Annotated in this window: 24 protein-coding genes; 13 read left to right on the top strand and 11 right to left on the bottom strand. The window is 48.8% G+C overall.

Annotated features, from left to right (window positions below):
• Positions 1 to 7: 7 nt before the first annotated feature.
• A complete protein-coding gene (locus M0P91_RS02030) occupies positions 8 to 508 on the top strand; it encodes an outer membrane beta-barrel protein (RefSeq protein ID WP_295063771.1) in 501 nt (166 codons plus the stop codon).
• 54 nt (positions 509 to 562) lie between these two features.
• On the opposite strand, the gene M0P91_RS02025 is transcribed toward M0P91_RS02030, so the two are convergent.
• Positions 563 to 2,689, bottom strand: coding sequence for a hypothetical protein (locus M0P91_RS02025; RefSeq protein ID WP_295063768.1), 2,127 nt, complete (start codon positions 2,687 to 2,689; stop codon positions 563 to 565).
• Positions 2,690 to 2,906: 217 nt separating this feature from the next.
• Between M0P91_RS02025 and M0P91_RS02020 the strand changes: the two genes are divergently transcribed.
• The 5 genes from M0P91_RS02020 (at position 2,907) to M0P91_RS02000 (ending at position 7,555) form a co-directional block, all read left to right on the top strand.
• Complete coding sequence (locus M0P91_RS02020; RefSeq protein ID WP_295063765.1) at positions 2,907 to 4,508, top strand: FAD-dependent oxidoreductase; 1,602 nt, start codon at positions 2,907 to 2,909, stop codon at positions 4,506 to 4,508.
• Positions 4,509 to 4,572: 64 nt separating this feature from the next.
• Complete coding sequence (locus M0P91_RS02015) at positions 4,573 to 5,280, top strand: 2Fe-2S iron-sulfur cluster-binding protein (protein WP_295063762.1); 708 nt, start codon at positions 4,573 to 4,575, stop codon at positions 5,278 to 5,280.
• A 206-nt stretch (positions 5,281 to 5,486) separates the two neighbouring features.
• On the top strand, positions 5,487 to 5,984 hold the full coding sequence (locus M0P91_RS02010; protein ID WP_295063759.1) for a YajQ family cyclic di-GMP-binding protein: 498 nt from the start codon (positions 5,487 to 5,489) through the stop codon (positions 5,982 to 5,984).
• 12 nt (positions 5,985 to 5,996) lie between these two features.
• Positions 5,997 to 6,935, top strand: a complete 939-nt coding sequence (locus tag M0P91_RS02005) for an HD domain-containing phosphohydrolase (protein WP_295063756.1) — start codon at positions 5,997 to 5,999, stop codon at positions 6,933 to 6,935.
• A gap of 14 nt (positions 6,936 to 6,949) precedes the next feature.
• A complete protein-coding gene (locus M0P91_RS02000; protein ID WP_295063753.1) occupies positions 6,950 to 7,555 on the top strand; it encodes a DNA-binding protein in 606 nt (201 codons plus the stop codon).
• On the opposite strand, the gene M0P91_RS01995 is transcribed toward M0P91_RS02000, so the two are convergent.
• A complete protein-coding gene (locus M0P91_RS01995; protein ID WP_295063749.1) occupies positions 7,488 to 10,349 on the bottom strand; it encodes a helicase-related protein in 2,862 nt (953 codons plus the stop codon). The two genes, M0P91_RS02000 and M0P91_RS01995, sit on opposite strands and share 68 nt — an antisense overlap.
• A gap of 69 nt (positions 10,350 to 10,418) precedes the next feature.
• Between M0P91_RS01995 and M0P91_RS01990 the strand changes: the two genes are divergently transcribed.
• From M0P91_RS01990 to M0P91_RS01970, 5 genes are read left to right on the top strand one after another with little or no spacing between them, the layout of a single operon-like run.
• A complete protein-coding gene (locus M0P91_RS01990; protein ID WP_295063746.1) occupies positions 10,419 to 10,739 on the top strand; it encodes a hypothetical protein in 321 nt (106 codons plus the stop codon).
• Positions 10,715 to 11,059, top strand: a complete 345-nt coding sequence (locus M0P91_RS01985) for a DUF309 domain-containing protein (RefSeq protein WP_295063743.1) — start codon at positions 10,715 to 10,717, stop codon at positions 11,057 to 11,059. Before M0P91_RS01990 ends, M0P91_RS01985 begins: the two co-directional genes overlap by 25 nt.
• A 15-nt stretch (positions 11,060 to 11,074) precedes the next feature.
• Entirely contained in the window at positions 11,075 to 11,695 is a 621-nt protein-coding gene (locus M0P91_RS01980; RefSeq protein ID WP_295063740.1) for an NAD(P)H-dependent oxidoreductase, read from the top strand.
• Between the two features lie 12 nt (positions 11,696 to 11,707).
• Positions 11,708 to 12,532, top strand: a complete 825-nt coding sequence (locus M0P91_RS01975) for a mechanosensitive ion channel domain-containing protein (RefSeq protein WP_295063738.1) — start codon at positions 11,708 to 11,710, stop codon at positions 12,530 to 12,532.
• Positions 12,529 to 13,251, top strand: coding sequence for a DUF481 domain-containing protein (locus tag M0P91_RS01970; protein WP_295063735.1), 723 nt, complete (start codon positions 12,529 to 12,531; stop codon positions 13,249 to 13,251). The genes M0P91_RS01975 and M0P91_RS01970 overlap by 4 nt, the downstream gene beginning before the upstream one ends.
• Here M0P91_RS01970 and M0P91_RS01965 read toward each other — a convergent pair.
• From M0P91_RS01965 to M0P91_RS01940, 6 genes are all read right to left on the bottom strand, one after another.
• Positions 13,238 to 14,401, bottom strand: coding sequence for an MFS transporter (locus tag M0P91_RS01965; protein ID WP_295063733.1), 1,164 nt, complete (start codon positions 14,399 to 14,401; stop codon positions 13,238 to 13,240). The two genes, M0P91_RS01970 and M0P91_RS01965, sit on opposite strands and share 14 nt — an antisense overlap.
• The gene (locus tag M0P91_RS01960) at positions 14,343 to 14,852 is read right to left on the bottom strand and encodes an RDD family protein (protein ID WP_295063730.1); all 510 of its coding nucleotides are present in this window, start codon (positions 14,850 to 14,852) and stop codon (positions 14,343 to 14,345) included. The genes M0P91_RS01965 and M0P91_RS01960 overlap by 59 nt, the downstream gene beginning before the upstream one ends.
• Before the next feature lie 313 nt (positions 14,853 to 15,165).
• A complete protein-coding gene (locus M0P91_RS01955; protein WP_295063727.1) occupies positions 15,166 to 16,965 on the bottom strand; it encodes a flagellar hook-basal body complex protein in 1,800 nt (599 codons plus the stop codon).
• 206 nt (positions 16,966 to 17,171) lie between these two features.
• Entirely contained in the window at positions 17,172 to 18,509 is a 1,338-nt protein-coding gene (locus tag M0P91_RS01950) for a flagellar hook protein FlgE (protein WP_295063725.1), read from the bottom strand.
• Positions 18,510 to 18,533: 24 nt separating this feature from the next.
• Positions 18,534 to 19,199, bottom strand: a complete 666-nt coding sequence (locus M0P91_RS01945) for a flagellar hook capping FlgD N-terminal domain-containing protein (protein ID WP_295063722.1) — start codon at positions 19,197 to 19,199, stop codon at positions 18,534 to 18,536.
• 18 nt (positions 19,200 to 19,217) lie between these two features.
• Positions 19,218 to 20,750 carry a flagellar hook-length control protein FliK gene (locus M0P91_RS01940; RefSeq protein WP_295063719.1) on the bottom strand — a complete coding sequence of 511 codons (1,533 nt, stop codon included), beginning with the start codon at positions 20,748 to 20,750 and terminating at the stop codon, positions 19,218 to 19,220.
• Positions 20,751 to 20,908: 158 nt separating this feature from the next.
• Between M0P91_RS01940 and typA the strand changes: the two genes are divergently transcribed.
• Entirely contained in the window at positions 20,909 to 22,711 is a 1,803-nt protein-coding gene (typA, locus tag M0P91_RS01935) for a translational GTPase TypA (protein WP_295063716.1), read from the top strand.
• A gap of 188 nt (positions 22,712 to 22,899) precedes the next feature.
• Positions 22,900 to 23,625 (top strand): DNA damage-inducible protein D, encoded by a 726-nt coding sequence (gene dinD / locus M0P91_RS01930; protein WP_295063713.1) that lies wholly within the window; start codon positions 22,900 to 22,902, stop codon positions 23,623 to 23,625.
• Between the two features lie 157 nt (positions 23,626 to 23,782).
• Here the strand turns inward: dinD and M0P91_RS01925 are convergent, their stop codons facing one another.
• From M0P91_RS01925 to M0P91_RS01915, 3 genes are all read right to left on the bottom strand, one after another.
• A complete protein-coding gene (locus M0P91_RS01925; RefSeq protein ID WP_295063710.1) occupies positions 23,783 to 25,003 on the bottom strand; it encodes an NAD(P)/FAD-dependent oxidoreductase in 1,221 nt (406 codons plus the stop codon).
• An 83-nt stretch (positions 25,004 to 25,086) separates the two neighbouring features.
• A complete protein-coding gene (locus tag M0P91_RS01920) occupies positions 25,087 to 25,464 on the bottom strand; it encodes a DUF1987 domain-containing protein (RefSeq protein ID WP_295063707.1) in 378 nt (125 codons plus the stop codon).
• 169 nt (positions 25,465 to 25,633) lie between these two features.
• Positions 25,634 to 26,179 (bottom strand): SiaB family protein kinase, encoded by a 546-nt coding sequence (locus M0P91_RS01915; protein ID WP_295063704.1) that lies wholly within the window; start codon positions 26,177 to 26,179, stop codon positions 25,634 to 25,636.
• Positions 26,180 to 26,193: the final 14 nt, after the last annotated feature.

The following is a 26,193-nucleotide window of genomic DNA, read 5'->3' as shown; positions in this document are numbered from 1 at the left end:
TGTAGAAATGAAAAAAATAGTATTGGCGGCATTGGTGGCAAGCGGAGCGATGGCCGCAGGGAACAGTGATTATGCGGCGATTAGCGTCGGAGAGGCTACGAGTTCGTTAAGTAGGGGCGGAAATACGGTTACCGATACAAAAACGGCCTACAGTATCGGATTGGGCCATTATTACGGCGATAAAGGGCGTGTGTCCGGAACCTATTCGCATATCGATTATACCGGGATCAATTCAGATTCCTTGTCGCTTTCGTATGATTTTATGCTGCCGGTGGCAAGCAGTGTGAGTGTGTTTGCGGGACCGAGTGCCGGCTATATGTGGTTTGAAGATTTAAGCGGTCTTATTTACGGTGGTGAAGCGGGGGCGGTGTATCGTATTAACGATGCGATTGAAGTGGAAGCCGGATACCGTCTGATGCTGGGTACGGGAAGTTATACGGTGGGGACTACGAAAACCGTTTTGGATGATGTTTCGGGATGGTATGTCGGAGCGAATTTCCGATTTTAATTTTCTACTGCTCTTACGATCCCCTTCAGGGATCGCTTCCATTTTAAAGATATTTTAAAACTCTGAAGCTAGAACTGGGGAGATAGTTATGGTGCCACCATCTATAGCTGTAACATTATAGGTTATCCATGCTTGCCCGCTGCTACTGCAACTGTAAATATTATCGTTTAAGCTTGATGTGTACGAGGCACTAACATCACCGCTCACGTTAACCATCGCTCCGAAATGGCTATTCATGAGCCATTCGGCCGTATCGGTCAGCTTTATGGAAAAGGTGACGGTTCCGCTATAGCCTTTTGGTATGGTGAAGGCTGCTGGAGAAGCCGTTAGCCCATGTCCCCGCAATGTCATCCGCTTCACTTCTCCCAGACGGATTTCGTTGCCTGAACTGTTGAGAACACCGACCAGATTTGCAAAGAGGGCAATTTTCTTGCCCACCATATATGGATCATATTTGACTTTGACGAGGGCATATCCATCGCTATTAACCTGATAGGTACCGTCAGACGAGTCGACCTGAACGAGATGCTCGTCTCCGAAACTGCACACCTCCTGACGGTAGTTATGCCCGACCGCATACCCGAGATTGGGGACGCTTGCCCCCTTGAAGGTATCTTTGAGGGTAATGGTGGAACCCGAAACACTTTTGATATCCCATTTTCCGGATGCCTGATAGGTGTAGCCGTTTCCGAAGGTGACGAGAATATCGTTATTGCTGTCAATTTTAGTGAGGTCTATGGCTGCACCTGTCAGTTTGGCACCGGAGGGGTCTTCGGCAAGGGTGGCAACCGCCCTCTCTTCGATAAGATATTTATTGCCGGTGGGACTCGTAGAACTCTCCGTATATCCGGCAAGGGCCCCGGCATAGATGGTGGGAGCGGTATTGACGGGGTTGTTCCACTGATCGGCCAAATGGATGGCCATATTCTCGATAAATTGCCCCGAGAGGAGATCTTGCCCGGTATTGAGATAGACGATGCTCATGGCCGTTGCCGGTCCTGAAAAGATGGTGATCGCTTTGGTAATGTTTTTATCTTCGGTGCCGTTGGTTGTGTTGATTTTAAACTGGATGTCAAAATTGGCCAGACCGGCGGCGGTATAGGTTTTAAGCTTGAGCGAAATATTGTTTTTCTTCGTAAAGGTCAACGATGTTTGCGTCGCGCCGGTCGAATCGAGGAGTTTGACCATATTGGGCTGTTTGGCGGTAATGGTCGCACTGACGATGTCCGCATCGGCAACCTGTTTTCCGGTCGTGTCTTTGAGGGTCAGGTTAAAGGCTGCCGTTGTTTGTAGATTAGTGGTTGGTTTGCCGTTTGAACTGAGAAATTCGACGTCGTATCCGGTCAGCTTCACCGGCGGAGTTGTTGTGTCCGGAGCATAATTGATGGTTAGGGGGATCGATTTGCTCGGATTGTTCGTGTCGTAAAAGGTAAACGTTGCCGAGGTGATCCCGCTGTTTTTAAGATCAATCAAGTCGGACGGTCCGATATAATCAAAAATGGCTTGCCCATTTTTGACATCGACGGTTTTGATCGGATTTAAACTTCCGACATCGACACCGCTCGTGATTTGGCTCGGGTAACTGACGGAGATGGACCCGGAGGAGAGGGGGACATTCGTCGAATCATAAACATTGAACGTCAACTTTCTGCTTTCACCGTTTTGGGTCAACGTAATGTTTTTGGTCGCCGCATTAGGGAGAATCAAGGCTATAGGAGAAGCATTGCTGATCACTGCCGGATTAATGAGCGTTTTTTTGGTCCATTGGAGAGTCTTTTGTGCGTTGTCCGTTTCCGAAGCGTTGAGGGTCAAGACGGTAGCGCGGCACTCCGATCCCAGCGTGATGACTACGTTTGATGTTTTTGAATTATTGTCCGAATAAGAGAGTGTGTTATTGACATCGACAGTCGTGTCATTGACGGTACATCCATCAATCGTTGCGGAGATGTTGGAGAGGGTTGCGTTTCCCCCCTGCAAATATTTGGTGGTTATGGTCCCCGTTATTTTCATCCCCGTTGAATCGTATTGCAGCGATGAGTTTGTCAGTTCCACCACATTTGATCCGGATGCGGTGGTCGCATTGACAGGAAGAGAACCGCTTCCGCCCCCTCCGCATCCGCTTAACCCAATTGCAACGATAAGAGAAGCGAGAGCTGTTTTCAGCATGTATTTTAACTCCATTGCTATGCCTTTTGTGATTTTTTGATCTATTCGTGCCCGATTATACAACCTTTAAATTTAACTACTCTTGAAAGTTTGAATTGGATTTAAAGAGTTCATTTCGTATTTTTTTTGCTACAATCGCACACAATATGCATAATGAATTGGACAATGGGCTGTTCTCTCTTCTCACAGGGGAAGGGGAATGTATCTCTAAGGGTAGAATGAGGTTATTTAAATGGCAAGAATTTTAATTATCGGCGGCGGCGGTGCCGGGCTGGTCAGTGCACTGAGCGCGCAGAAATCGGGTGCAGAGGTGATGGTCGTCTCCAAAACGGTTCCGACCCGTTCGCAAACGTCAATGGCGCAGGGGGGGATGAATGCCGTTTTGGGGGGAGAGGATACGATTGCACGCCATATCGAAGAGACCCTCCGCTCCGGTGCCGGACTCGGGGAGGAAGAGAGAATCGCATTTTTATGTGAAAACGCCCCCGATGCGGTGCGATGGTGTAATCTTTTGGGGCTCCCTTTCAGTTGTGATGCGGAGGGTGAAATTGCCCGTCGCCGTCTTGGCGGAGCATCGGCACCTCGGGCGTGTCATGCTCAGGATTATACGGGGCTAAAGCTGCTTCATACCCTGTACGATCAATGTTTGAAAGCGGGTATCGCGTTTAGGAATGAGCGGTTTTTGTTGAACCTGATTGTAGATCACGAAGAAAATCGGGTAGTGGGGGCAACCTTTTTGGATATTGCGAGCGGTGAAGTCGAAGAGATCCGTGCCGATGCGGTGATCCTTGCTACGGGGGGGTATGGGGCAATTTACGGCAAGCACTCCACAAACGCGGTAGGGAGCAGCGGTGACGGATTGGCAGCGGCGGTACGGGCGGGGGCAAAGCTGGCCGATATGGAGTTTATCCAGTTCCATCCGACGGCATTGAAAAATTCATCCATCCTGATATCGGAGAGTGCGCGGGGGGCGGGAGGATATCTCGTCGATGAACAGGGGGACCGTTTTACCGATGAACTGGCCCCTCGTGATGTTGTTGCCCGTGCGATACACGATGAGATTAGTAAAAGCGGCGGTGTTTATCTCGACATTCGCCATTTGGGAGAGGAGTTCATCAATCATGAACTTCCGCAAGAGCGTAAGCTGGCCCGGATTTACGAAGGGGTTGACCCGGTGAACGATCTGATTCCGATCAAACCCTCTGCCCACTACAGCATGGGGGGAATCGAAGTGAATGAAGCGTGTATGAGCAGTGTAAAGGGTCTCTTTGCCGTCGGCGAATGTGCGAATCATAAAACACACGGAGCAAACCGTTTGGGGGGGAACTCACTTCTTGAACTGGTTGTTTTCGGCCGCCATTGCGGAGCGAAAGCGGCTGAATACGGAGCTAAAAATCCCGCTTCGTCATCAAGTAACCCGCAGTTGGCGAAAGATACGAACTTTGTTCGCGGCGTGATGTATTTTACGAATCAGATCGATTTTTACCAAAAACAGGAGATGCTCGCCAATATCTTCTATAACAACGTCGGTTTGGTGCGGGACGATATGGGGCTCAAAGCGGTACTGGGAGCGATCCGTCAGATGCAGAAAGAACTCCCCTTTATGGGGCCGCGCGACAAGTCGAAAGTGTGCAATACCAATCTGGTCGAATTTATCGAATTCGGAAATAAGATCGAGTTGGCGGAGATCATCGTGGTGAGCGCGATCAGCCGTGTCGAGAGCCGGGGGGCGCATTACCGCGTCGATGCCCCAGTGCGAAACGACCGGATGTTCGGCGCCCACACCGTTACCTGGAAAGAGGAGGGCGTATTATGTGCCGATTTTATGGAATAAATGAACCGTTTGATGACGATTTTTATGAGGATGACGATGATAACGAAAAAGAGTGGTGTGACTGATGAATATTTTAGTTAAACGTTCCGGCAACGAAGAGGCGCAAACCTATACGCCAGATGTTGACAACACAACCTTGCTCGCAGCGCTCAATCACATCAAAACCAAGATCGATCCGACCCTGACGTACGCGCACGGATGCCGCAGCGGGGTATGCGGTAGCTGCGCGGTACGGGTCAACGGAAGAGAAGTGTTGATGTGCGAGTATAAGGTTCAGGAGGGGGATCTCGTAGAGCCGATCCGTAACGCCCGTGTGATTCGCGATCTGATCGTCGATTCAAGTGATATAGAACGTTTCAACCGTACCGCCAAGGCGTGGAGCGAAGGATCCAAAGAGGAGAGGGTAAGTGAAGAGGAGGCGAGCCGTATCGAGACGCAAAGCGATTGCATTTTGTGCACTTCGTGTTACAGTGCCTGTCCCGTATACGCTATCAATCCTGATTTTATCGGCCCTTTTGCCCTTACCCGCGTATGGCGTTACGTGAACGATGCGCGTGAAACGCAGAGTACGGAAAAAATAGCGGCGGTGCAGACGAACGGGATTTGGGACTGTACGCTGTGCGGCGAGTGTGTCCCCGTATGTCCCCAAAACATTGCCCCCAAACAAGACATCACCATGCTTCGGATGAAAAGTGCGATGATGGGGTATCAAGATCCCAATGCGGCGATGGCGTTTGGGGGAGGATTGGATTTTGGCGGAGGGAGTTTTTAACTGACATTACGCACCTTGCCTTAACAGGTAGTTCAAGGGGAGTTAATCTCCCGTATCCGAAAGATACGGGTAGCTTCAGGGGGTTGTAGGGACATCTGTCCCTGCCACTTTCTGGGCTTCGCCCAAAAAGTGCGTAACATCAGTTTTTAAAACAATAAGGTTTTGATGTGTTATACTAATGTTATAAAACCGTTAGGAATAGTACAATGGCATCTGAACACTCTCTTGATATCTCTGCAAAAATTGATCTCCAAGCTTTTAAAGACGCGATTGCCCAAGCCGAAAAAGAGGTGGTGGGGCGTTATGATTTTAAAGGGGTTGCGTATGAAATCAACTACCGCGAAAAAGAAAAACAGCTCATTCTAGTCGCTTCGAGCGATAATAAACTCGACGCCCTCAAAGACGTGGTGATCGGCAAGCTGATCAAAAGGGGGCTCTCCTCCAAAGCAATCGATGAGCTTAAAACGGAGGATGCAAGCGGAGGAAGCCGCAAAGCGACCTATAAAATCGTCGATACGATTGACGCCAAAGAGGCGAAAAAAATCCAGGCTGAAATCAAAAACCTCAAAACCAAAGCCTCCGTAGCGATCGAGGGGGAGCATATCCGCGTCAAGTCCAAACAGATTGATGAGCTTCAAAAAATCATGGCGCACATCAAGGCAATGGAGTGGGACGCCCCACTCGTTTTTGACAACTTCCGTTAAGGGGGTATACGCATGCAAAAAAGGTATAAACTCATCGATAAGCGACTCATCACCGAAGGGTCACAAATCGATTTCAACCTTTTTTTGCCGAACGAAACCAAAACCTCTATGAGCCTTTTTCTCCAAAGCCATAGGGCAGTGGACGCAGATGCGAAGGTAAAACTTCGCGAAATTGAGATGCTGTATGTCCGAGAAGAGGATGAAGCGCGCTACAAAGCTTATGTCGAGCGGCATATCCAAAGTGTAGTCCAAAACGGGGCCCTATCAACCGAACAAAAAGGGCGCTTGATCTATGAAAAAGCGGCTGAGTCGATTGATGCGATGTTTAAAAATCCCGAGTCGCTTGAAAATGTGAAAAATGCCGAACCGGTGGTGAAAAGTTTCATTGACATTATTTTGCACGACAAGAGTGCGGTAGAGTCTCTGATGCACATAACGGCACACGATTATTACACCCATACCCATTCGATCAACGTCAGTATCTATACCCTGAGCTTAGGCTCCTTTTTGGGAATTACGGGAAAAGATTTGGAAGCGCTGGGGATGGCGGCCATTCTTCATGATTTGGGAAAGAGCAAAGTGGATTATTCCATTATCAACAAAAACGGCAAACTCACGGATGTTGAGTTTGATCAGATGAAAAAACATCCGGCACTGGGTCATGCGATCGCTTTAGAGCTGGGGATTTCGGATGAGCGGATTTTGACCGGCATCCGGCATCATCACGAAAGAATTGAGGGGGGAGGTTACCCCGATAACCTCAGAGGGGGGCAGATTAGCCAATTTGCCCGTATTATCGGGGTATGCGATGTCTTTGATGCCCTTTCGACCAAACGGTCGTATAAAGATCCAATGAGTTCGTTTGAATCGCTGCGTCTGATGAAACAGCAGATGGCGGAGCATTTGGATATCGGCATGGTTGACGCATTTATCAGAATGTTACACAAATAAGGAGAAAAGGGCTCATGAAGAAATTAACCGTTGCCGATGCGGCAGAGCATTTCGGAGTCTCCAGAGAGGCGATTCACAACCGTATCCGGCGGGGTTCTCTTGATTGTATTGTGGAAAACGGAGTGAAATACGTTGCCGTCCCTGCGATCAAAGCCGCTTTAAACGCTAACGCCGTGAGCGATACCCGTTATACGCATTATATTGAGCAGGAGAATGCACGTCTTCGCGAGAAAGTGGATCTTTTGGAAAAAGAGACGACCCGTCTTCGTGACCAGCGTGAGCAGATGCTGATCGATGAGAGGATAAAAATCGAGCAGATTTACAAAGAGCGGGATGCCCAATTGCGAAGCGTATTGCACGTCGTCGCCTCCAAATTTCTTTCGCATCCGAACGCCGATGCGATTGTCGAAGAGGCGATTAATGCCGATGTGGTCGAAACGGATAATGAATGGATATCCCTCAAAGCATTTTTGAAACTGAAGCGGGTAAAAGAGAAAGATAAAAAAAAGATCAAGAACCGCTTTAAGGAATCCCAAGAGGGGGATTCACGGATCAGCGTCCGCGATAGGATGATCTTTTTGAATCCTTCACGGCACGATTATTCGGATTTGCTGCGTTAACGCGGGTTCGGCTTGGTTCAGAGGTCTGGGGGGATTTAAGACGGCGGAAACAGCTTTGGCAGATGTTGAATTCGCTTTGAGGCGGGAGCGGTTTTGAACAGGTTCTACAGCGGGGGACGAAGTGGCTTTGTTTGAGCGAATTTTCGATAAAACGGTTCAGCTCTCCCCGAAATGAACGTGCTTTTTCCGCATCGACAAAATACTCTCCCAACCGGTAGGACAACCACAGATAGAGCGATATCTCTTTGATCCGGTCTTCGGCATCTTGGAGCTCTTCGCTGGTGTGGGCATAGGTTCCCAAATGTTTTGGGGGGATATAAGCGATCGGTTTTTTCTGCTCCAGAGCATGAACATAGCGCTCAAATGCCCCCATCACCAGCAAGGATGAGGTGGAGAGGGGTGCAGTGGCGAGGGTGTATTTGGTCCGCATATCCAGATCGTGACGATCGACAATGGCGGATGCTTCGCTCATCGATTCGAGATTGGCCGCCCGAAACGGTCCTTCAAACTTCATGTTTTCCACGAAAAATTCGACGATGGACGAGAGGGAGTTTTCCTCCAATATTGTCGAGACAAGGAGAATATGGTCAAAATTGGCCATGACGTTAAACGGAAGGGCAATCGGCTCAATCTCTTTGGTAAAAAGGGAGCTGATTGTTTTGAGAACATCCGAACTCAATGCCCCAACGTACCCTTTTTCGCTCAAACCGTAGCGCCCCGCCCGCCCTGCGATCTGACGCACTTCGCTGACACTTAGGTTGCGTTGGTTTTGACCGTCGAATTTATCGGATTTGGAGAAAAGGAGGGTTTTGATCGGGAGATTGAGCCCCATCGCAATCGCATCGGTCGCCACCAAAATCTCCGTTTCTCCTTCGCGAAAACGGCGTGCCTCTTCACGGCGAACTTCCGGGCTGAGATTGCCGTAGATGACACTGGTTCGGTAGGTGCCCGAGAGTTGCTGCTTCAGCCGAAGAACATTAGAACGGCTAAAAGCGATAATGGCACTTTGCGGTTCGATAGCGTTGATAGGGGTAGCTGTTTTAAGGAGTTCAAGGGGGTTCATCCGTTCGAATTCGATAATCTCCAGAGCCTCTCCCAGATACTCGGCGAGGGCGACAACCGCTTCGCGCGAATTGGGAGAACCGGTCATGATGACGGTTTTGGCCGGGGCGCCGATGATGCCGTTGGCCCATGCCCAGCCGCGGTCCCGGTCGCCGATCATCTGCACCTCATCGATAACGCAGCAGTCTACCTCCGTCTCAAAACTGAGCATCTCGATCGTGGAGCTGATATGGGTCGCATCCTCATCGATGAGCTGCTCTTCTCCGGTAATCAGCGAAGCATTGATCCCCTTCTCTCGTAAGCTCTCATACCCCTCCAACGCCAGCAGACGCAGGGGGGCGAGATAATATCCCGTCCCCGCTTTGCGCAATGACTCGAAGGCGGTGTAGGTTTTTCCGCTGTTAGTGGGGCCGATGTGCAAAATGAGCTTGCGGCGAAGCGAGCGTGCAAGCGGGAAGAGGTTTTTAAAGTCACGGATGCTGCGGGCAAGGAGCTCTTGGCGTTGCCGTTTGAGGAGTTCTCCCGCAATTTTTTGGTCAAAGGCAAATAAAACCCGTCGGGAGGTTTTGGCACTGATGTGGAGGGTTGCGGTGAGATAGGGGAAGAGAAGGGCATAGACCATCTGGTGCAGACGGGACTCTTCGAGTGCCAAGAGCTTGGAGTGTTCGCGGCATTCGTCGATCAAAACACTTAATTCGGCAAGAAAATGCCCTTTTTCCTCGTTGCACTGCTTTTCGATAGAGGCATTAAGATCGATCGGCTGTTCCATCCAGATTTGACGGGTAATGTCGGCGATATCGATCTGAAGATGGGTCGTATAGTTCAACGTTTCGGTGGCGTAGGGGAGCTCAAGCCGCTGGGTATGTTCAATCAAAAGATCCTCTTCCGATCCGACAAAAGCAACGCTCTCAATATTGCCGGACAAGAGGCGCTTGATCGTCTCCCTTGAGAGGGGGAGTGTCGTTTGCTGCAGTGATGGAGGAGCGCTTTTGAGGGCGGTGATGATCTCTTCGCGTTTCAGATAGCGATGGGTATCAAGAGGGAGCGAAGCGATAAAGGCATCGGTCTGGAGCTGCTTTTGTACGGTTATCGCTGTTTTAAGTTCGGTTATCTCCGGAATCAAAACCTCAGGCACCTCTTCATGAAGACGCTTGTTGTCGAGAGGGGGTGTTTTGAGGATATGGATTTTAGTAAAACTTTCCGAACCGATCTCATACCGGATAGGGGCGTAGTATTCGAGGGTGTCATCAAAATTAAATTTCCCTTCCACCCCTTTTTCGAGGAGCTCCCTCTTACGGGTATAGCGTAGATGCTCCAGTTTTGAGGAGAGCTTTTCCGGGGTGATTTTTCGGGTCCGTATATCGATGAACGCAGCATGAAGTGCTCTGCGCTCATCGGAAGTGATATCAAAATCCTCCAAGAGCTCATCGATTTTCTCTTCGCGCTCATGCGGTTTCTCTTTGGGTTTCGGATTGGGATAGATCCGCCCCTCATTGCGAAAAAAATCGACGATTATCGTCCGGTTATCGGTCTCCCCCTCCGACCATATACGGCGAAAGGTTTTAATCAGAGCCGCTTTTTCGGTCGTGCCGTTAAAAATTCCGAGTGCATGAGAGAGGGCGATCAGCGATTCGGTAGGAACCCGCTCGATCCCCTCGTCAAATCCTTCATCGCCGAAGAAATAGCGAATCTGTTGGTTGAGTTTGATCATTTTTTTCTTTTTCTTTGCCATAACGTAAGTGTAACCTAAATTTCTAAGGGACATCCTTTTTTAAGTTCGATAGACTCTCACAAAAACATGATGGATACAATAATGGTCGATCTTGACGTCGATGAGTGGACGCAAACAGAGTATTTGACAAATAAACGGGTGTTAGAAGAGAGGGGGGTTAAGGTGCTCCTCATCGATACGATCCTCAATCCGATTCTTGGGACACAGACGGTGACCTACAGCCCCCCATTGCTTCGTGCCGAGCCGGAGGGGAGTGTATTCGTCTTTTATTGCGATACCGGAAAATCCTCCAAAGAGCGGTTAAAAGAGTTTCGGAGCAAGTTTCCGAATCATGTTTGTATCAGTTTGCGGGGAGGGCGAGGGTATTGGCGCAAGAATTTGATCCTCTAGTCGATGGGTGTGAAGCATTTCTCCTCTCGATACGGGAGGGGCGTTATTATGATGCCCATGAGGATTTTGAAGTGCTCTGGTATCCACGCCGTTTTGAAGATAACGATGAGGTGCGGCTTTGGAAAGGGTTTATCAATGCGGCAGTGAGTTTTGAGCTGATAAAGCGGGAGCGTCCCGGCCCTTCCCGTACCGCTTGGAATACGTATCGTAAATATTGCCGTTTGCTCGGCTCCTTTGAAACTCCCTATTATCCTCTCTACGTTACAATTATCCGATTAATTGAGACACAATATCGGGTCTTAACGGCCGAAAATCAGTAATTTAGGAGTTGCATCATGTCCGAATTTTTAGAGGCAATGGCGTTTCGTCACGCGTGCAAACGGTTCGATACCGAAAAACAGATCCCCTCAGAGCAGTTTGAATCGATTTTGGAGGTGTGCCGAACCTCCCCCTCATCCTTTGGAATGGAACCGTGGCGGGTGATCGTCGTACGCAATGAAAAACTGCGCAAAGCGCTCAAGGCGTCGTGCTGGAATCAAAACCAGATTATCGAGTGTTCGGAGTTGGTCGTTTTCACCACCGATAACGATACCGTTCGCAGCGACAGCCCGTATGTGCGTAAAATGTTCGAGCGGCGCGGATTGAGCGCCGAAGCGGTCGATACCTATCTGGGAGTGTACGGTAATTATCTAAAGCCTCTTGAAGAGGATGAACTTTTGCTGGAGAATTGGACGGCCAAACAGTGCTATATCGCTATGGCCAATATGATGACCTATGCGGCAACGCTCAAGATCGACAGCTGTCCGATCGAAGGATTTGATAAAGAAGAGGTCGAAGCGATTCTCGATATCGAGTACGGCTGCAGTGTCGCGGTGATGTGTGCCTTCGGATATCGGGTTAATCCCCAAAGTGAGCAAAAAAGACTAACGCTCAAACAGATCATCGAGTATCGATAAGAGAGGAAACGTATGCTTGGACAAGTTGAAAAATACACCGATCTGGTGATTCAGTACGGGGCCGAATACGGGATTAAAATCGTCGGTTCTCTCCTGATTTTTCTGATCGGGAAGTGGGTTGCGGGAAAAATCGTCACTTTGAGCAAAAAAGGGATGGAAAAAGCAAACGTGGATCAGACGCTTATTTCGTTCGCGGCAAATGCAATCTATGTCGCGTTCATTGTGGTGGTGGTGGTTGCCGCCATCAGTCATCTCGGGGTCGAAACGACGTCGTTTGTCGCGGTATTCGGTGCGGCGGGGCTCGCCATCGGACTGGCACTCAAAGATACCCTCTCCAATGTCGGTGCGGCCGTACTCATTATCTTTTTTAAACCGTTTAAAGTGGGAGATTTTATCGAAGCTTCGGGGGTGATGGGGACGGTAAAGGCGATGAACCTTTTCTCGACAACGTTAACGACGGCGGATAACCGTGCGATTATTATCCCCAACGGTACTTTGATCGCCGGGAATATCATCAACTATACCGGAAATGAGACGCGGCGCATCGATATGGTGTTTGACATCGATTACAAAGATGATTTGAAACTCTCCAAAGAGGTGATTATGAAGGTACTCCTTTCCCATCCCAAAGTGCTTCAGGAACCGGCTCCCCTTGTCGCGGTCGGAGCATTGGCGCAAAGCTCCGTACAGCTGTATGCACGGCCGTGGGTCCCGGTAGAAGCTTATTGGGAAGTGAAGTTCGAAATCACCGAAGCGGTGAAGCTCGAATTTGACAAACACCATATCTCTATTCCGTTTCCGCAGATGGATCTGCATGTCCGAAAAGGGGAGCTGTGATCCGAACCGTTGCCGGATTGGCATTAGCCATGTCGGTGTGTGCTGGGGATGGATGTCTGAACGTCTCCGGAAACAATAATGGGAGTATCCCCCTTGCCGAATTTTTGCCAATCAATACCAAAGGGTACTGCGAGACGGTTGTCCTTGCATTTGACAAAAAGGTCGCAACGGTGATCGATAACCATATCGTCAATCTCCGCGCGGATGCCTACCGTTCGGTCAAAAGCGGAACCATGAGCAAGGACAAGTGGTCCGTCGAGCTCAATTACGATTATAAGGTCAACGGGATCTATTCGCTGAATAATTTGACGCGGTATAAAGAGGACCGCTTAAGCGGATTCGACTACCAGTTCTTTATGAAGCCGGGGATCGGAGTCAAAGTGATCGATCGTGAAAAGTATAAATTTGATGTACAGGCGGATCTTGTGTACGGACAGGACAAGCCCGCTCTCCTCCCGATAAGAGATTCTTTATCGAGCAAAGTGGGGGCCATTTATCAATGGCAAATTGAAGATGACCTTAGGTTGATCGAAGAATCAACCTTTCGTTTTAATCTGGAAGAGCGGCAAAACTATTTTATTTACACGAAAGTGGGAATTGAAAATAGAGTTAATCGTCATGTATCCATGGGGATAAATTATAAAATCAATTTTCTCAACATGTTCCCCTCTTTGAACAGTGACCGTACTTTTTTGGTATCGCTGATTATCGCGTATTAGCGTGCAGTTTAAATGCGATTCCCGCCCCCAGTGCCGCAATAGCACCTCCGGCAAAGAGATAGGCCGGAGTATAGTGATAGAGTACACCCGCCCCTAGCGCCCCAACAAATCCCCCCAAGCCGTAGGCAATACCGAAGAAAAACTGTTGTGAGAGACGGCGCGCCGGATAGAGTGAAAACAAGACGCTGATCGCTGCCGTATGAAACAGGGCAAAACTGAAGGCATGAAGGATTTGGGAGAGAAACAACAGCTCCAGCGAATTGGGGAAGAGTGCCACGATCAGCCATCGAAATGCGGTAATGAATGCGGTAATCCAAAGAATACTAAAGAGGTTGCGCCGTATGAGGGGGGCCTGAAAGTAAAACATGGCGATTTCGGCAATGACTCCAAAACTCCAAAGCCATACCGTCGACTCCAAAGAGATGCCGTGATAGGTCGTATAGATCGTGAAGAAATTGTAAAATGGGCCGAAACTCACCTGCATCAGAAAAAAACCGATCCACAGATAGGGATGCAGAAACGGATTGAATCCCGATATCCCCTCCTCGCTATTCTCCTCCTGATGGGGTGGATGGGGGTTGGCCAAACCGATAAAAGAGCCGAAAACAAGGGTGAGGAGCGCCATTGCGATCAAAAAACCGATCCCGATCTGCGCAGAGCTGAGCCAGTGAACCAGAATGAGGGCTACGGCAATAAAACCGAATGAGCCGAACAGCCGTATCCGCCCGTACCGCTCCCGCCCGATCTGTTCTAGTGCAATCACCTCGACATAGGGGAGGATCAGGGAGATCCCGATCCCAAAGAGGATGTTGACCCCGAGCAAAAACCAGAACGTCCCCAGTGAGGGATAAAATCCTACGGCTCCCGCTCCCATGAGCCCCAACGCCGTATAAAACATTTTTTGATCGAGTTTGAACCCTTTTAAAAATAAAAAAGGGACGGCAAAACGGACCAGCGGTGCGGAAGCAAAAATGACGCCGATCTGCAACGCGTTGAACCCGACCATTGAGAGGATTTTAGGAACGAAGATAATATGGACCCCGATCAGGGCAAAATAGAAGAAGTAAAACGAGGAGATGAGAGAGGGCACGTCAAAGGACTCGGATAACGGCCGTACCGCTGAGGAGATCGTGAAGGGTCCGTTTGTCACGCCGGAACACTCCGATAAAAAATCCGATCAGGGTGATAAAAGAGATAAAATAGCCGATAAACCGGAGGATAAGTTTCCAGTAGGGGGCATTTTCGAGTGTTCGCGCATCTACCACACGGATTTGTGCCAGTTTTTTACCGGGAGTTTGGCCGCTCAGGTGCCATAGCCAGACATAGGTGATCAGAAAAAGGAACATTTGGCTAATGGAAGCCATCGGATTGGGGGGGGCAAGACGTGCTTTGTCGCTGTGGACGATGACGTCCAGACCCGAAGCCGTATGCATCTGATCGTAACCGAACAGGAACATCATTAAAAGCGATATGGGTAAACCGATCATAAAAATATCGGTCGTAAATCCGAGTGCTCTAGGCCAAAAAGGGGCGTAATGAATTCTTGCTTTCGGTGTCGGAAGGGGAGTCGGGTGTTTTTTTTTGAGTGTTCGCCAGCGCATTTGGGTATTGTAATCCATTATTCATAAAAAAAGAGACTGAAACGCGGGTTTTTTTATCGGAATGATAGCTTTATTACTATTGGTTTACTAAACTCCTTCATAATTGCTCATCCCAATTGACACGCAGCAAGTCACAGGGTGTTTTTCCATTCTATAACGCAACTCCTTAAGTTTCAAAGCTCCATCAACGTTCAGTCGTTGTTGGGCCTCCTTTCCTCCGCCAAAAATCCATATACTACGTAAAAAAAAGAATCACTATTGTTTTTGTCTCCCCCTCCCGCCGTGAATGCGAGAAGAAGATTAGATGCGAGGGTTACCGTTTAATACCGAGCAGTGTTTCGAGGAGGGTATCGGCGGTTGTAATGGTTTTACCGTTGGCCTGATATCCCCGTTGAATAATAATGAGGTTGGTCAATGATTTGGACAAATCGACGTTGGACCCTTCCAGAGACGAAGATTGGATAAATCCGCGTCCCGCCGTCGCCGCCGTACCGATAATCGGATCTCCCGAGTTGGCCGATTGGAGATAGGTATTACCTCCGTCGGTAATCAACCCTTCGTTATTGGTGAATTTGGCCATACCGATTTGCGCCAAACCGAAAGAGCGCCCGTTTGAGAACGATCCGACCAGCGTACCGCTTTGATCGATACGGATACCGACCAAATCTCCTCCGACATAACCGTCTTGTGAAATACCGCTGGTTCCGGACGGATTGTCAAAGCTGGTTAAGCCGTCAAACCCGCCGATGGTTCCGAATTTCAGACTGACCGCTTGATTGGCGGCCGCACCGTTATTGGGCGAGAAGTTGATACTGGGGATATTGTATCCCATGACGGCACCGTTGCTGTCAAAGGAGACGAGCCCCCCCTCTAAGATGTTTTCATTCGGAGGATTGCCTCCGATAGAGCTGGGGAGGGGGACGCTGATGGTGTAGCCCCAGTCGGTTGTTCCGTTGAGAGTATTGACGCTTTGTTTGCGATAATCGACTTTGACGGTATGCTTCCCCCCGAGGGAGTCGAACACATCGATGCTTGCCGAATGGGTTGCGGCATTGATCGATTGCGATTGTTTCAACGTGGTACCGACCGGTAATGACCCTACGAGCGTTGAAAAGGTGCTGCTAAAGCGGGTATTTTCGATCGTGTTGCCATCCACGATCCCCTGTGCCGTAATGTTTAAAGGAAGAGCACCGGCCGCGTTATTGACAATGATTTTACCCTGATCGCTGATACTAACCGTTGCTCCTGCCGATCTGGTTTGTGCCAGTGTCTGTAAACCGGCACGCATCTCTTCGGTTGTCCGGAAATAGTAGGTCCCCGCGACGGTGGTTCCGGCTAAAGCGGTATCGGTGGTATAGCGAAAATCCTGAGTTGTCACACCGTTGTCAAAGGAGACGGCGATCCCCTGCCCCCCTATCGGTGCAGCGGCGGTTCCGCTTGAGGGGGTCAGCTGAAACCCTTCTCCGTTCGCATTAAACATCACCCCCATATCTTCGGCTTTTTCACCGGCCCCTAACCCCGCTGTCGCATCAAGTGCGTAGGTCGGCCCGTATTGATCCACGATCTGGCTGGCGCTTAGATTGGCTTTGAGGACAATTTGAGTGCTGGCATTGGCCGGTGTCGTCAAGCCGGGGGTGATTTTGATATCCGAGATCGGTTTGGTCGCATCGACCAGACCGGTTGTTTTATCGCGCACCCACCCTTGGACGATTGCACCGCTGTTGTCGACAAAATTTCCGAAACCGTCAAATTTAAAGTCTCCGGCACGGGTGTATTTATTGGTATTCCCTCCGTCTTGAGAGACGATAAAAAAACCGTCACCCTGAATCGCCACGTCGGTACTCTTATCCGTATTCTGGATGGAACCTTGCGAAAAAATATGGGTAATGGAGTTGACTGAGGAACCCAATCCGATCTGAACCGCATTTTTACCTCCCAGTGCCCCTTGGGGTGCCGTGGCAATTTGGTTTGTCTGTGCCAGCAAATCGGCAAAATTGGCGCGAGAATATTTAAAACCGACGGTATTGACGTTCGCAATATTATTGGATTCGACGTCCATTGCAATCTGATGCGATTGCAAACCGCTGACGCCGGAGAAAAGTGACTTTAGCATAGGGTATCCTTTTCGTTATACATAGTAACTGATGTTACGCACTTTCTGGGCGAAGCCCAGAAAGTGGCAGGGACAAATGTCCCTACAACCCCCTAAAGCTTCCCGTATCTTTCGGATACGGGAGAGTAACTTCCCTTGAAGTAGCTGTTAAGGCAAGGTGCGTAAGGTCAGATAATAAAGATTAAAAGCAAAAAACATTCCAAAAACTACCGATGCATCTGTAACGCTTTTTGGATCATCTCATCCACGGTCGTAATGGTTTTGGCATTGGCCTGATAGGCTCTTTGCATGACGATCATATCGGTGAGCCCGACATCCACACGGGCATTGGACGCTTCGAGATTACCGCTTCGGACGATTGCTCCGGTAACGGTATTGCCGTTTGCATCTCTCCAAAAGAGGGGCTTTCCGCTATTGCTGGTTTCTGTAAAATAGCTTCCCCCATCGCGATTCAACCCTTGATCGTTTTGAAAATGGTAGACGGCGACCCGCCCGATGGCACTTTCCCGTCCGTTTGAAAATCCAGCGAGAATGACGCCGTCGCTATTGATGCTGTAGCCGGTCATTATTCCACCGGCCAATCCATTACTTTGTGCCCCGCCACTGATCGGGAGTGCTCCGGTGGCAACGACGCCGGCGAATCCGTCTCCCAAACTGATGGATACAGGAGAACCGTTATTGTCAATCGGGGGGATAGTCAAACTGGTCAACCCCCCCGCCCCGTCAAAAATGGCTTGTCCATTTTGGGTGTCGTAAACAGTGGCACCGTCTTTGGACTCGGCGGTAGCGACAATGTCCCATGAGCTCCCTGTGGCCGGTTGCGTCGCACTGAGGGTATAGACCAGATGGATCCGGTTGGTTTCATTTTTGGCATTGATCACTTGGCCGTTCATCGCTCTGACGCTATTATCGCTCCCCAGGTTACCTAAAAAATTGATTTGGGTCGTCGGTTCTGCCGGGTACGATAAACGGGCCGGAAACTCCAGTGCCGTTTGTGCCGCGACGTCGCTTAACGAGAGGCTGGATGCCGGTTGATTGATCACATACGCTCCGCTGGTTCCGTTGGATGCCAAATCACCGTAATCGAATGCGGGATCAAAGGTAAAATTATTCAGCATCGTACCGGTCACGATCATTCCGTCTGCCGTCACCAACCGGGAAGTTGCGGAGGTGGGATCGCCGGGGATACGCTGATAGGCGTCGAAGGTAAAATGGCCGTCTCGGGTAAAATAGGTTTTCTCTTTGTCGACGGTGCCGAACCAGCCGTTTCCGTCCAGAGCGAGATCGGTATAGCGATCCGTTTGCATCAGATCCCCCTGGGCAAAACTGTAGCTGGTCGTTTGCAATTTGACACCCAACCCGATATCGTCCGTTGTCGGGGTATTTTCGGTACTGGACAAAGTAGCGCTCAGGAGATCGGAAAATTCGGTGGAACCGCTTCTGAATCCGGTGGTCCCCGTATTGGCTAAATTATCGGCGATAACATCCAATGCGTATTGATGGGTCTGAATTCCCGAGATTCCTGCATAATATCCCTGCATCATTTTTGTGCTCCTTCTGGGTCGATTTTAGTGGGTTGTGATCTCTTTGATCGTGCTCAAATCGACATAACTCGATCCGAGCTTGGCATAGGTTTTACCGTTGTCGAATTTGATGGATTCGATCGGATAGCGCCCCAACCGTGTTGATTCGCTGGTGCCGTCGGTTTTGGTGTAGGTGGATTCGATATAGTAGATTCCGTCTTTGAGATTGGCTCCGGTAGTGTCTTTACCGTCCCAGCTGTATTTGGCGACACCTGCATCGGTAGCACCGATTTGGAGGGTACGGAGTACTTTACCGTTGCCATCCATAATATTGATCTCCCCTTTTTGGGCGGCATTGGGCAAATAGAGTTCAAAATCGATCCCTTTCCCCTCCGTCAAACTCACTCCGTTACTCCCGGTATCGGCGATTTTACCGATAGCGGAGATACTTGAAAACTGCATGGATGCGGCGAGTGAGGATGCCAGCGTCGAGAGCGCTTTATTGGTATTTTCGCTGGACTCTAGTGTCGCGAGCTGAGACGTTTGCGCCAGAATTTTCTCGCTGTCCATGGGCGAGGTAGGGTCTTGGTATTTGAGTTCCAGCAAAAGAAGTTTTAAAAAGTCGTCTTTTCCTAAAACGCTTTTCGGATTGGTTGTACTGGTTGCGGTGGTCGTAGTGGCGGTTGTGGTGCCGGTTGCGTCGATTGCCATGATAGTCTCCTTAGTAGATTATGCGTAATGGGGTAGAATGATTTCAAGAGCGCTAAGCTGCTCATTGTTCAGCTCAAGCTGTTCGAGCGACTGGTACGATTTAAAAACATTTTGGTGCTGCTGCTGCTGATGGTGCTGCTGCGGGTTTTGGGATTGCCCTTCGCCGCCGGACATGAAATTCATCGTGGTGTTGGTGATCCCCTGATGGGCCAACTGCGCTTTGAGCTCAGTCGCATTTTGGGCTAGAAATGCGACACTGCTGATGGTATTGGATTGGATATTGACATGAACGTTGTTCCCCCTCTGAACGAGAGTAACCTCGACTTCACCGAGCTTTTCCGGATTCAGCTTCATGGTAAGACGGGTAAAGGGGGATTTGTAATTCTCGACCCCCTCTTTAAGATCGGCGGCGAAATGGCGCAACCCCTGGAGCGCTTCTTTTGCTTTGACTTCCAGCGCGTCGGCTTTTAGGGGTTGGCTGATTTTGGAGAGGTCGATATCGTTTTTGGTGAGGGATTCACCCTTTACCTCTTCCTCTTTCTTGGGTTCCCCCTGTAACAGAGCCATAAGGGCGTCGGTTTTAGAGGCCGTCTCCCCTTTTGATTCCACAGGCGGCTGCAGGGGCATCTGGGCAGAGGTGTTCTCCGGAGCGTGCAGGAGCGAGGAGAGAGATTGCATCGGCGCTCCCTCTTTTTTACCTTTATCTTTATTCGGTGTCGTGCCGGATACGCTCTCTAACCCCTGAAGCAAAGAGGAGAGGGGCTGATCGGGCTGGATTATTGTTTTGAGATCGTTTTTAACCGATGGATCTTTAAGAAGGCCGTTTTTGGAGGGGGCATCCAACCCTTTAAGGAGAGAGGAGAGGGTTGGTTCAGTCTCTCCCCGGCCGCTTTCGGTTTTGACGCTACTGTCGGATCCGGCCGCTTTTGATGTGTTCAAAAGGTGCGCGATACGTTCAAAAGGGGAGGCGATAGATGAGAATACCGGTGCCGACGAAGGTTCGGCATGCAACCGTTTTACCTCCAACAGGGGTTTGGTAAGGAGTGCCGGAGCTACAGCCGCTTTCTCTTCTTGTTCCGTCAGTACGGTGGAGAGGGTAAGGCTCTGAGGGTTAAGCCCCATTTTATCGGCAAGCTGTACCAATCCTCCCAACGTTTTCGGCAACCCTTTCGAAGGGAGAGAAATTTCGGGAGATGCTGCGGTGATCTCTTGTTTAAGATACTCTTTAGCCCGGTGCATCAATGTCCGGATCTGATCGTTGCCGAGGGATTCCAAGATCTCCTTGGAGAAGAGGTGCCGGGGGTCCTCATTGCCGGAGAGGAGTTGTTGCAAGGTAGTGCTTTTCTCCGTTTTTTTAGGATCGACAATCACATTGAAAGGGGTGGCGGTTTTTTCATCGGAGCTGCTTTTTTCACTTTTCATCCCTTCAGCGAGTGAGGCGAGAAGATTGGAAAAAAGATCAGAGGATTTGCTCTTTTGTTGGCTCTGCGTTCCGGTAAGCAGCTCTTGAAGAGCGGCTTTCGGATCGATATTGTTATTCTGCACCACCATAACGTGATCCTTAATGCGATAGGTAAATAGTAGAAAGCAATATGTATTCCATCTCTTAAATAGGTGATTTGTGGGTAATGGTGACATCGCTTAAACCATCCTTAAAATAAAAAAAGGTATAATTCGCGAAAATCATTGCCTACCTACAAGGATAATCAGTGCAAAAAATTCGTAACATCGCCGTCATCGCGCACGTTGACCACGGTAAAACCACGTTAGTTGACGGATTGCTCAAGCAATCCGGTACATATGGCAGCCACGAACAGGTGAATGAAAGAGCTATGGACTCTAACGCCCTTGAAAAAGAGCGCGGGATTACCATTCTTTCTAAAAATACAGCGATTCGCTTTGGCGATCATAAAATTAACGTTATCGACACTCCGGGCCACGCCGATTTCGGTGGAGAAGTTGAGCGCGTATTAAAAATGGTTGACGGGGCTTTGATCCTTGTTGATGCGTATGAGGGTGTTATGCCTCAAACGAAATTTGTTGTTAAAAAAATGTTGGCTCTTGGACTCAAGCCGATCGTTGTTATCAACAAAATCGACAAACCTTCCGCTGATCCTGAGCGTGTAGTCGACGAAGTATTCGACCTTTTCGTAGCGATGGATGCGACCGAAGATCAACTCGATTTCCCAATCATCTATGCAGCAGCTCGTGATGGTATGGCGAAACTCAATATGTCTGACCCTGATGGTGACTTCACGTGTTTGTTCAACACTATCCTAGAAAAAGTGCCTGAGCCTACCGGTGATCCTGAGAACCCAACACAATTACAAGTTTTCACATTGGACTACGATAACTACGTCGGGAAAATCGGTATCGCCCGTATTTTCAACGGACGCATTTCAAAAGGGGATAACATCCTCCTTGCAAAAGCGGACGGAGAAATGGTTAAAGGTAAAATTTCTAAATTGATCGGATTCATGGGTCTTAACCGTATGGAGATCCAAACGGCAGAAGCGGGTGATATCGTTGCCGTTGCCGGTATCGAAACCGTAGACGTCGGAGATACCATTTGTGATCCTAACAATCCGATGCCGCTTGACCCGATGCACATCGAAGAGCCTACGTTGACCGTTGTTTTCTCGGTTAATGACTCTCCGCTTGCAGGACAAGAGGGTAAACACGTTACATCAAACAAAATCCGTGAGCGTCTCGATTCTGAGATGAACACGAACGTTGCGATGCGTTACGAAACCATCGGTGAAGGTAAATTCCAGGTTTCAGGACGTGGAGAGCTTCAAATTACGATTTTGGCAGAAAATATGCGTCGTGAAGGTTTCGAGTTCGGTATCGGCCGTCCGGAAGTTATCGTACGTGAAATCGAAGGGGTCAAATGTGAGCCGTTCGAGCACCTCGTAGTCGACCTTCCTGCGGATTTTGCCGGAACGATCATCGAGCGTCTTGGCCGTCGTAAAGCGGAAATGACGGCGATGGTACCGATGGGTGAGGGCTTTACTCGCGTAGAGTTCGAAATCCCTGCACGTGGATTGATCGGTTTCCGTGGTCAGTTCCTGACCGATACCAAAGGTGAAGGGGTTATGAACCACTCATTCCTCGAATTCCGCCCTTATACCGGTTCTGTTGAGAGCCGCCAGTACGGAGCGCTTATCTCTATGGAAGACGGTGTTGCGTTAGCGTACTCATTGTTCAACCTTCAAGATCGCGGTGTATTGTTCGTCAACCCGCAAACAAAAGTGTACAAAGGGATGATCATCGGCGAACACAGCCGTACGAACGACCTTGACGTCAACCCGATCAAAGGGAAAGCACAATCAAACGTCCGTTCTTCCGGAGCGGATGAAGCGATTAAATTGGTACCACCACGCGATATGAACCTTGAGCGTGCATTAGAGTGGATCGAAGACGATGAGCTTCTCGAAGTAACACCGCTTTCAATCCGTATGCGTAAACGTTGGTTGGATCCAACCGATCGTAAACGTTACGCGAAAAAGTAATCTCCTCTCTGTCATACCGAACTTGATTCGGTATCCATCTTTTGTGTGGATTCCGTGTCATAGCACGGAATGACGGAAAAACTACTTCACTATCTCGTTTTCCTACCATCCTTTATTCTATCTCCTGTTCTACTTGCTTTTGTTATAATATTCAAAGTTATAAACGTAAGGTTTTAAAGGGATTGCAAATGGAAAAAGAGATAATACTCAGCCTCACAGCTAATTTTGAAGATTTCGTACAGCGGACGGAAGATGGTGTCGAATTTTGGTTGGCTAGAGATTTGCAAGAGCTTCTTGGTTATTCAAAATGGAGCAACTTTGTTAATGTAATCGCAAAAGCAAAAATAGCATGTGAAGTATCAAACCAGAATGTTTCCGATCATTTTGCCGACGTCGGTAAAACGATCGAAATGCCAAAATCTGCGGTCAAAGAGATAGACGATATTATGCTAACTCGTTATGCTTGCTATCTCATTGCACAAAATGGAGATAGTAAAAAGCAGGAGATCGCGTTTGCTCAAACCTATTTTGCGATGCAAACAAGAAAAGCCGAACTCATAGAACAGCAGATGTTGGAATCTGAAAGGGTACAGGCGCGTGCCAAGTTAGCACTAACAGAAAAAGAACTTTCACAAGTTATCTATGAACAAACAGGAAGAAATGATAATTTTGCCCTCATTCGAAGTAAGGGAGATCAAGCACTTTTTGGTCGGACTACTGCACAAATGAAAGAACGTTGGGGAATAAAAGAGACAAAACCTTTGGCGGATTTTATGCCTACGATTTTACTAAAAGCAAAAGATTTTGCCTCTGAGATTACCATCTACAATGCAAAAGAAAAACGGATGCACAATGAGCGGGAAATATCCAATGAACATATTACAAATAACGAAGCGGTAAGACAGACTTGCTGAGCAGAGGAATAGTACCTGAAAATATAGCACCGCAAGAAGACATCAAAAAAGTAGAAAGAAAGCTCAACACACAAAATAAAAAAGTACTTGCGACTAATGATACGCTAAATAAACAATAACCCTTTGATAGGCTCAGGGCGAAGAGAAAATACAAAGCTTATTTCGCCATCTCTTTCCCCGCAATCATCCCGCTGGCCCATGCAAAATTAAAGTTATACCCTCCGCGTTTCCCTACGACATCGAGTACTTCTCCCGCGAAATAAAGACCCTCTACGCGTTTTGATTCCATCGTTTTGTTATTGACCTGCGCTGTACTTACCCCGCCGCCGCTCACTTCGGCGTGTTTGAATCCGTGGGTATCGCTCACCTCAAACTTCCATTCACCGATCAGGTGGGCTATTTTTTTGATCTCTTTGGGATTTAGGGAGGATACGGCGGTAGAGAGCGCAATGGCGGCATCTTCAAGGAGGTAGGTCGCTATTTTGGCCGGGATCACTCCGCACAGGGCGGTATGGACGTCGTGCCTCGGGACGGAGGCGAACAGTTTTTCGATGATGTTTACAAGGCTCGCTCTGTCAAAGCGCGGGAGGAGATTGAGCGTTATACTAACGCGTTGTTTGTTAGTGAGGGCATAGGAAGCTTTCTGAGAGATGTCGAGGATAGCCAGACCCGAAATCCCGTAATTGGCAAAGAGGATATCCCCTTGGACTTTCTCTCTGGATTTTCCGTCGATGAAAAGGGTCACTTCGGCCGTTGTCTTGACCCCTGCCATTTTGTGGTGATTTTTGGAATCCAAATGGAGCTGTACCAAAGAGGGGTAGGTCGGGAGGATCTCATGCCCGAAACTTTTAGCGAATCGATACCCATCGGCGGATGAACCCAGCTGAGGCGCGGCTTCGGAGCCGGTCGCAATCAGTACTTTGTCAAAACGGTTTTTATCCACAGCGGTTTCGACGATAAAGCGGTTCTCTATTTTAGAGAGGGCCGTTACCGATACATCGGTGAGGATGTGCACTCCCGCTTCACTGACCGCGCTTTTAAATGCGATCAATACCGATTTGGCTTCATTGGAGAGGGGATAGCATCGCCCGTCCTCCTTGATGTCGAGAATGAGCCCTATGGAGTGGCAGAATTTTTCAAAATAGCCGAAATTGAGCTGTTTGAGAGGATAGGTGACGAATGAAGGGTCGGCTCCGGCGTAGTCGTCGGCTGAGGCGGCGGTATTGATGATATTGCATCGCCCGTTTCCCGAGGCTAATATCTTTTTCCCGACGCCGTTGTTATGCTCATAGAGGGTGACATCGGATCCGGCACGGGCTGCGGTCAGCGCTGCCATCAAACCGGCAGCCCCTCCGCCGATAATGGCGATGGTATTCATGGCCGTATTGTACCTGTTTTAGCGGGAAAATTTTAGGATTTCAGCCATTTGAAACGGGTGCAATGTTCCATGGGGCTTTTGGATTACAGCGTTATAAAATTGAAGGAGACGTTTACGAGATCTTCTTTGAAATCTTGTCCGAACTCTTCGGCCGTATCGTCTTCTTCGTAATGTTTCCAGTTGACGGTGACGGAGTTCATCTCGGTTACGTCTTCAAGGAGATTGAACAGATTGAAGAACACTTTGGTGCTTGCGCTGTTGAAATAGGTCAGAAAGAAATCAAATTCGAACGCTTTGCCTTCGGCATTTTTCAGATACGTTTCCAGCGGTTTGATGATCGGATCGTAAAACGCGTTCACGTCTTCCGGATACGATTCCCCTTCAAAACTGAAATAATTTTTGGTGGGGTCCAGGGTGATTTTCGGCGTTACCGCTGTTGCTTCGACGATTTGGGTAGTCATGGGGTGTCCTTTTTTAGTTTAGATTACTGACCTTACGCACCTTGCTTTAGCACGTGCGACAAGGGGAATTTTTCTCCCGTATCCGAAAGATACGGGTAGCTTTAGGGGGTTGTAGGGACTTTAGTCCCTGCCACTTTACGGGCTTTGCCCGAAAAGTGCCTAACATCAATTAAATTATTACTTTGAGTGCAAAACAGTCATAGGTATCGTCATCGTGGATGAAATCAAATTCAAAAGGCTCGCTTGATTTGCGCGCCATTTCGATGAATCCGATACTTGCCCCTTTGCTCCCCTGATCCGATTCGGACCGGATTTTCTCTTTGTAGAGCATCTTGAGATCCTCCTGCGACATGGATGAAAGTTCCGTCAGTTTCTCATGCAGCGCCGGAACTTTTGATTTTTCGATCCGGTTGGAACACATAATGTAAAATTTCTCATTTTCCGTTCCGATGACGATCGAGCCGTAACTGAGATTGGTGTCGTTGGTTTGGCTCAGCTGGTCGGCAGAGTAGCGGGTGATGTTTTGGGCCTGTTCGACAAACATGTACAACACTTTCTGGCTGACACCCATTTTGGTGTTTTCTGCCGTTAGCTTCTCTTTGATCATGGAGCTGATGGATACGATAATATCCTGTGACAAATATCCGTTGTAGCAAAATATCAGCTTATAGCCGTCAAACAGCGTTTTTAAATTTCGAAATTCGTTTAAGGTCATTGATTCTCCGGTAG

It is taken from the genome of Sulfuricurvum sp., assembly GCF_023229695.1.
Classification (GTDB): Bacteria; Campylobacterota; Campylobacteria; order Campylobacterales; family Sulfurimonadaceae; genus Sulfuricurvum.
Note: the sequence above shows the minus strand (reverse complement) of the source record. Positions and strands in the feature narration are given on the sequence as shown.

Excerpts from the sequence above, each read along its gene's own strand:
- M0P91_RS01955 (WP_295063727.1), bottom strand. The coding sequence starts at position 16,965 with ATGCTAAAGTCACTTTTCTCCGGCGTCAGCGGTTTGCAATCGCATCAG.
- M0P91_RS01990 (WP_295063746.1), top strand. The coding sequence starts at position 10,419 with ATGGATACAATAATGGTCGATCTTGACGTCGATGAGTGGACGCAAACA.
- M0P91_RS01950 (WP_295063725.1), bottom strand. The coding sequence starts at position 18,509 with ATGATGCAGGGATATTATGCAGGAATCTCGGGAATTCAGACCCATCAA.
- M0P91_RS01960 (WP_295063730.1), bottom strand. The coding sequence starts at position 14,852 with ATGCGCTGGCGAACACTCAAAAAAAAACACCCGACTCCCCTTCCGACA.
- M0P91_RS01940 (WP_295063719.1), bottom strand. The coding sequence starts at position 20,750 with ATGGTGGTGCAGAATAACAATATCGATCCGAAAGCCGCTCTTCAAGAG.
- M0P91_RS02025 (WP_295063768.1), bottom strand. The coding sequence starts at position 2,689 with ATGGAGTTAAAATACATGCTGAAAACAGCTCTCGCTTCTCTTATCGTT.
- M0P91_RS02010 (WP_295063759.1), top strand. The coding sequence starts at position 5,487 with ATGGCATCTGAACACTCTCTTGATATCTCTGCAAAAATTGATCTCCAA.
- dinD (WP_295063713.1), top strand. The coding sequence starts at position 22,900 with ATGGAAAAAGAGATAATACTCAGCCTCACAGCTAATTTTGAAGATTTC.
- M0P91_RS01925 (WP_295063710.1), bottom strand. The coding sequence starts at position 25,003 with ATGAATACCATCGCCATTATCGGCGGAGGGGCTGCCGGTTTGATGGCA.
- M0P91_RS02005 (WP_295063756.1), top strand. The coding sequence starts at position 5,997 with ATGCAAAAAAGGTATAAACTCATCGATAAGCGACTCATCACCGAAGGG.
- M0P91_RS02020 (WP_295063765.1), top strand. The coding sequence starts at position 2,907 with ATGGCAAGAATTTTAATTATCGGCGGCGGCGGTGCCGGGCTGGTCAGT.
- M0P91_RS01915 (WP_295063704.1), bottom strand. The coding sequence starts at position 26,179 with ATGACCTTAAACGAATTTCGAAATTTAAAAACGCTGTTTGACGGCTAT.
- M0P91_RS01980 (WP_295063740.1), top strand. The coding sequence starts at position 11,075 with ATGTCCGAATTTTTAGAGGCAATGGCGTTTCGTCACGCGTGCAAACGG.
- M0P91_RS02015 (WP_295063762.1), top strand. The coding sequence starts at position 4,573 with ATGAATATTTTAGTTAAACGTTCCGGCAACGAAGAGGCGCAAACCTAT.
- M0P91_RS01995 (WP_295063749.1), bottom strand. The coding sequence starts at position 10,349 with ATGGCAAAGAAAAAGAAAAAAATGATCAAACTCAACCAACAGATTCGC.
- M0P91_RS02030 (WP_295063771.1), top strand. The coding sequence starts at position 8 with ATGAAAAAAATAGTATTGGCGGCATTGGTGGCAAGCGGAGCGATGGCC.
- M0P91_RS01920 (WP_295063707.1), bottom strand. The coding sequence starts at position 25,464 with ATGACTACCCAAATCGTCGAAGCAACAGCGGTAACGCCGAAAATCACC.
- M0P91_RS01945 (WP_295063722.1), bottom strand. The coding sequence starts at position 19,199 with ATGGCAATCGACGCAACCGGCACCACAACCGCCACTACGACCACCGCA.
- M0P91_RS02000 (WP_295063753.1), top strand. The coding sequence starts at position 6,950 with ATGAAGAAATTAACCGTTGCCGATGCGGCAGAGCATTTCGGAGTCTCC.
- M0P91_RS01975 (WP_295063738.1), top strand. The coding sequence starts at position 11,708 with ATGCTTGGACAAGTTGAAAAATACACCGATCTGGTGATTCAGTACGGG.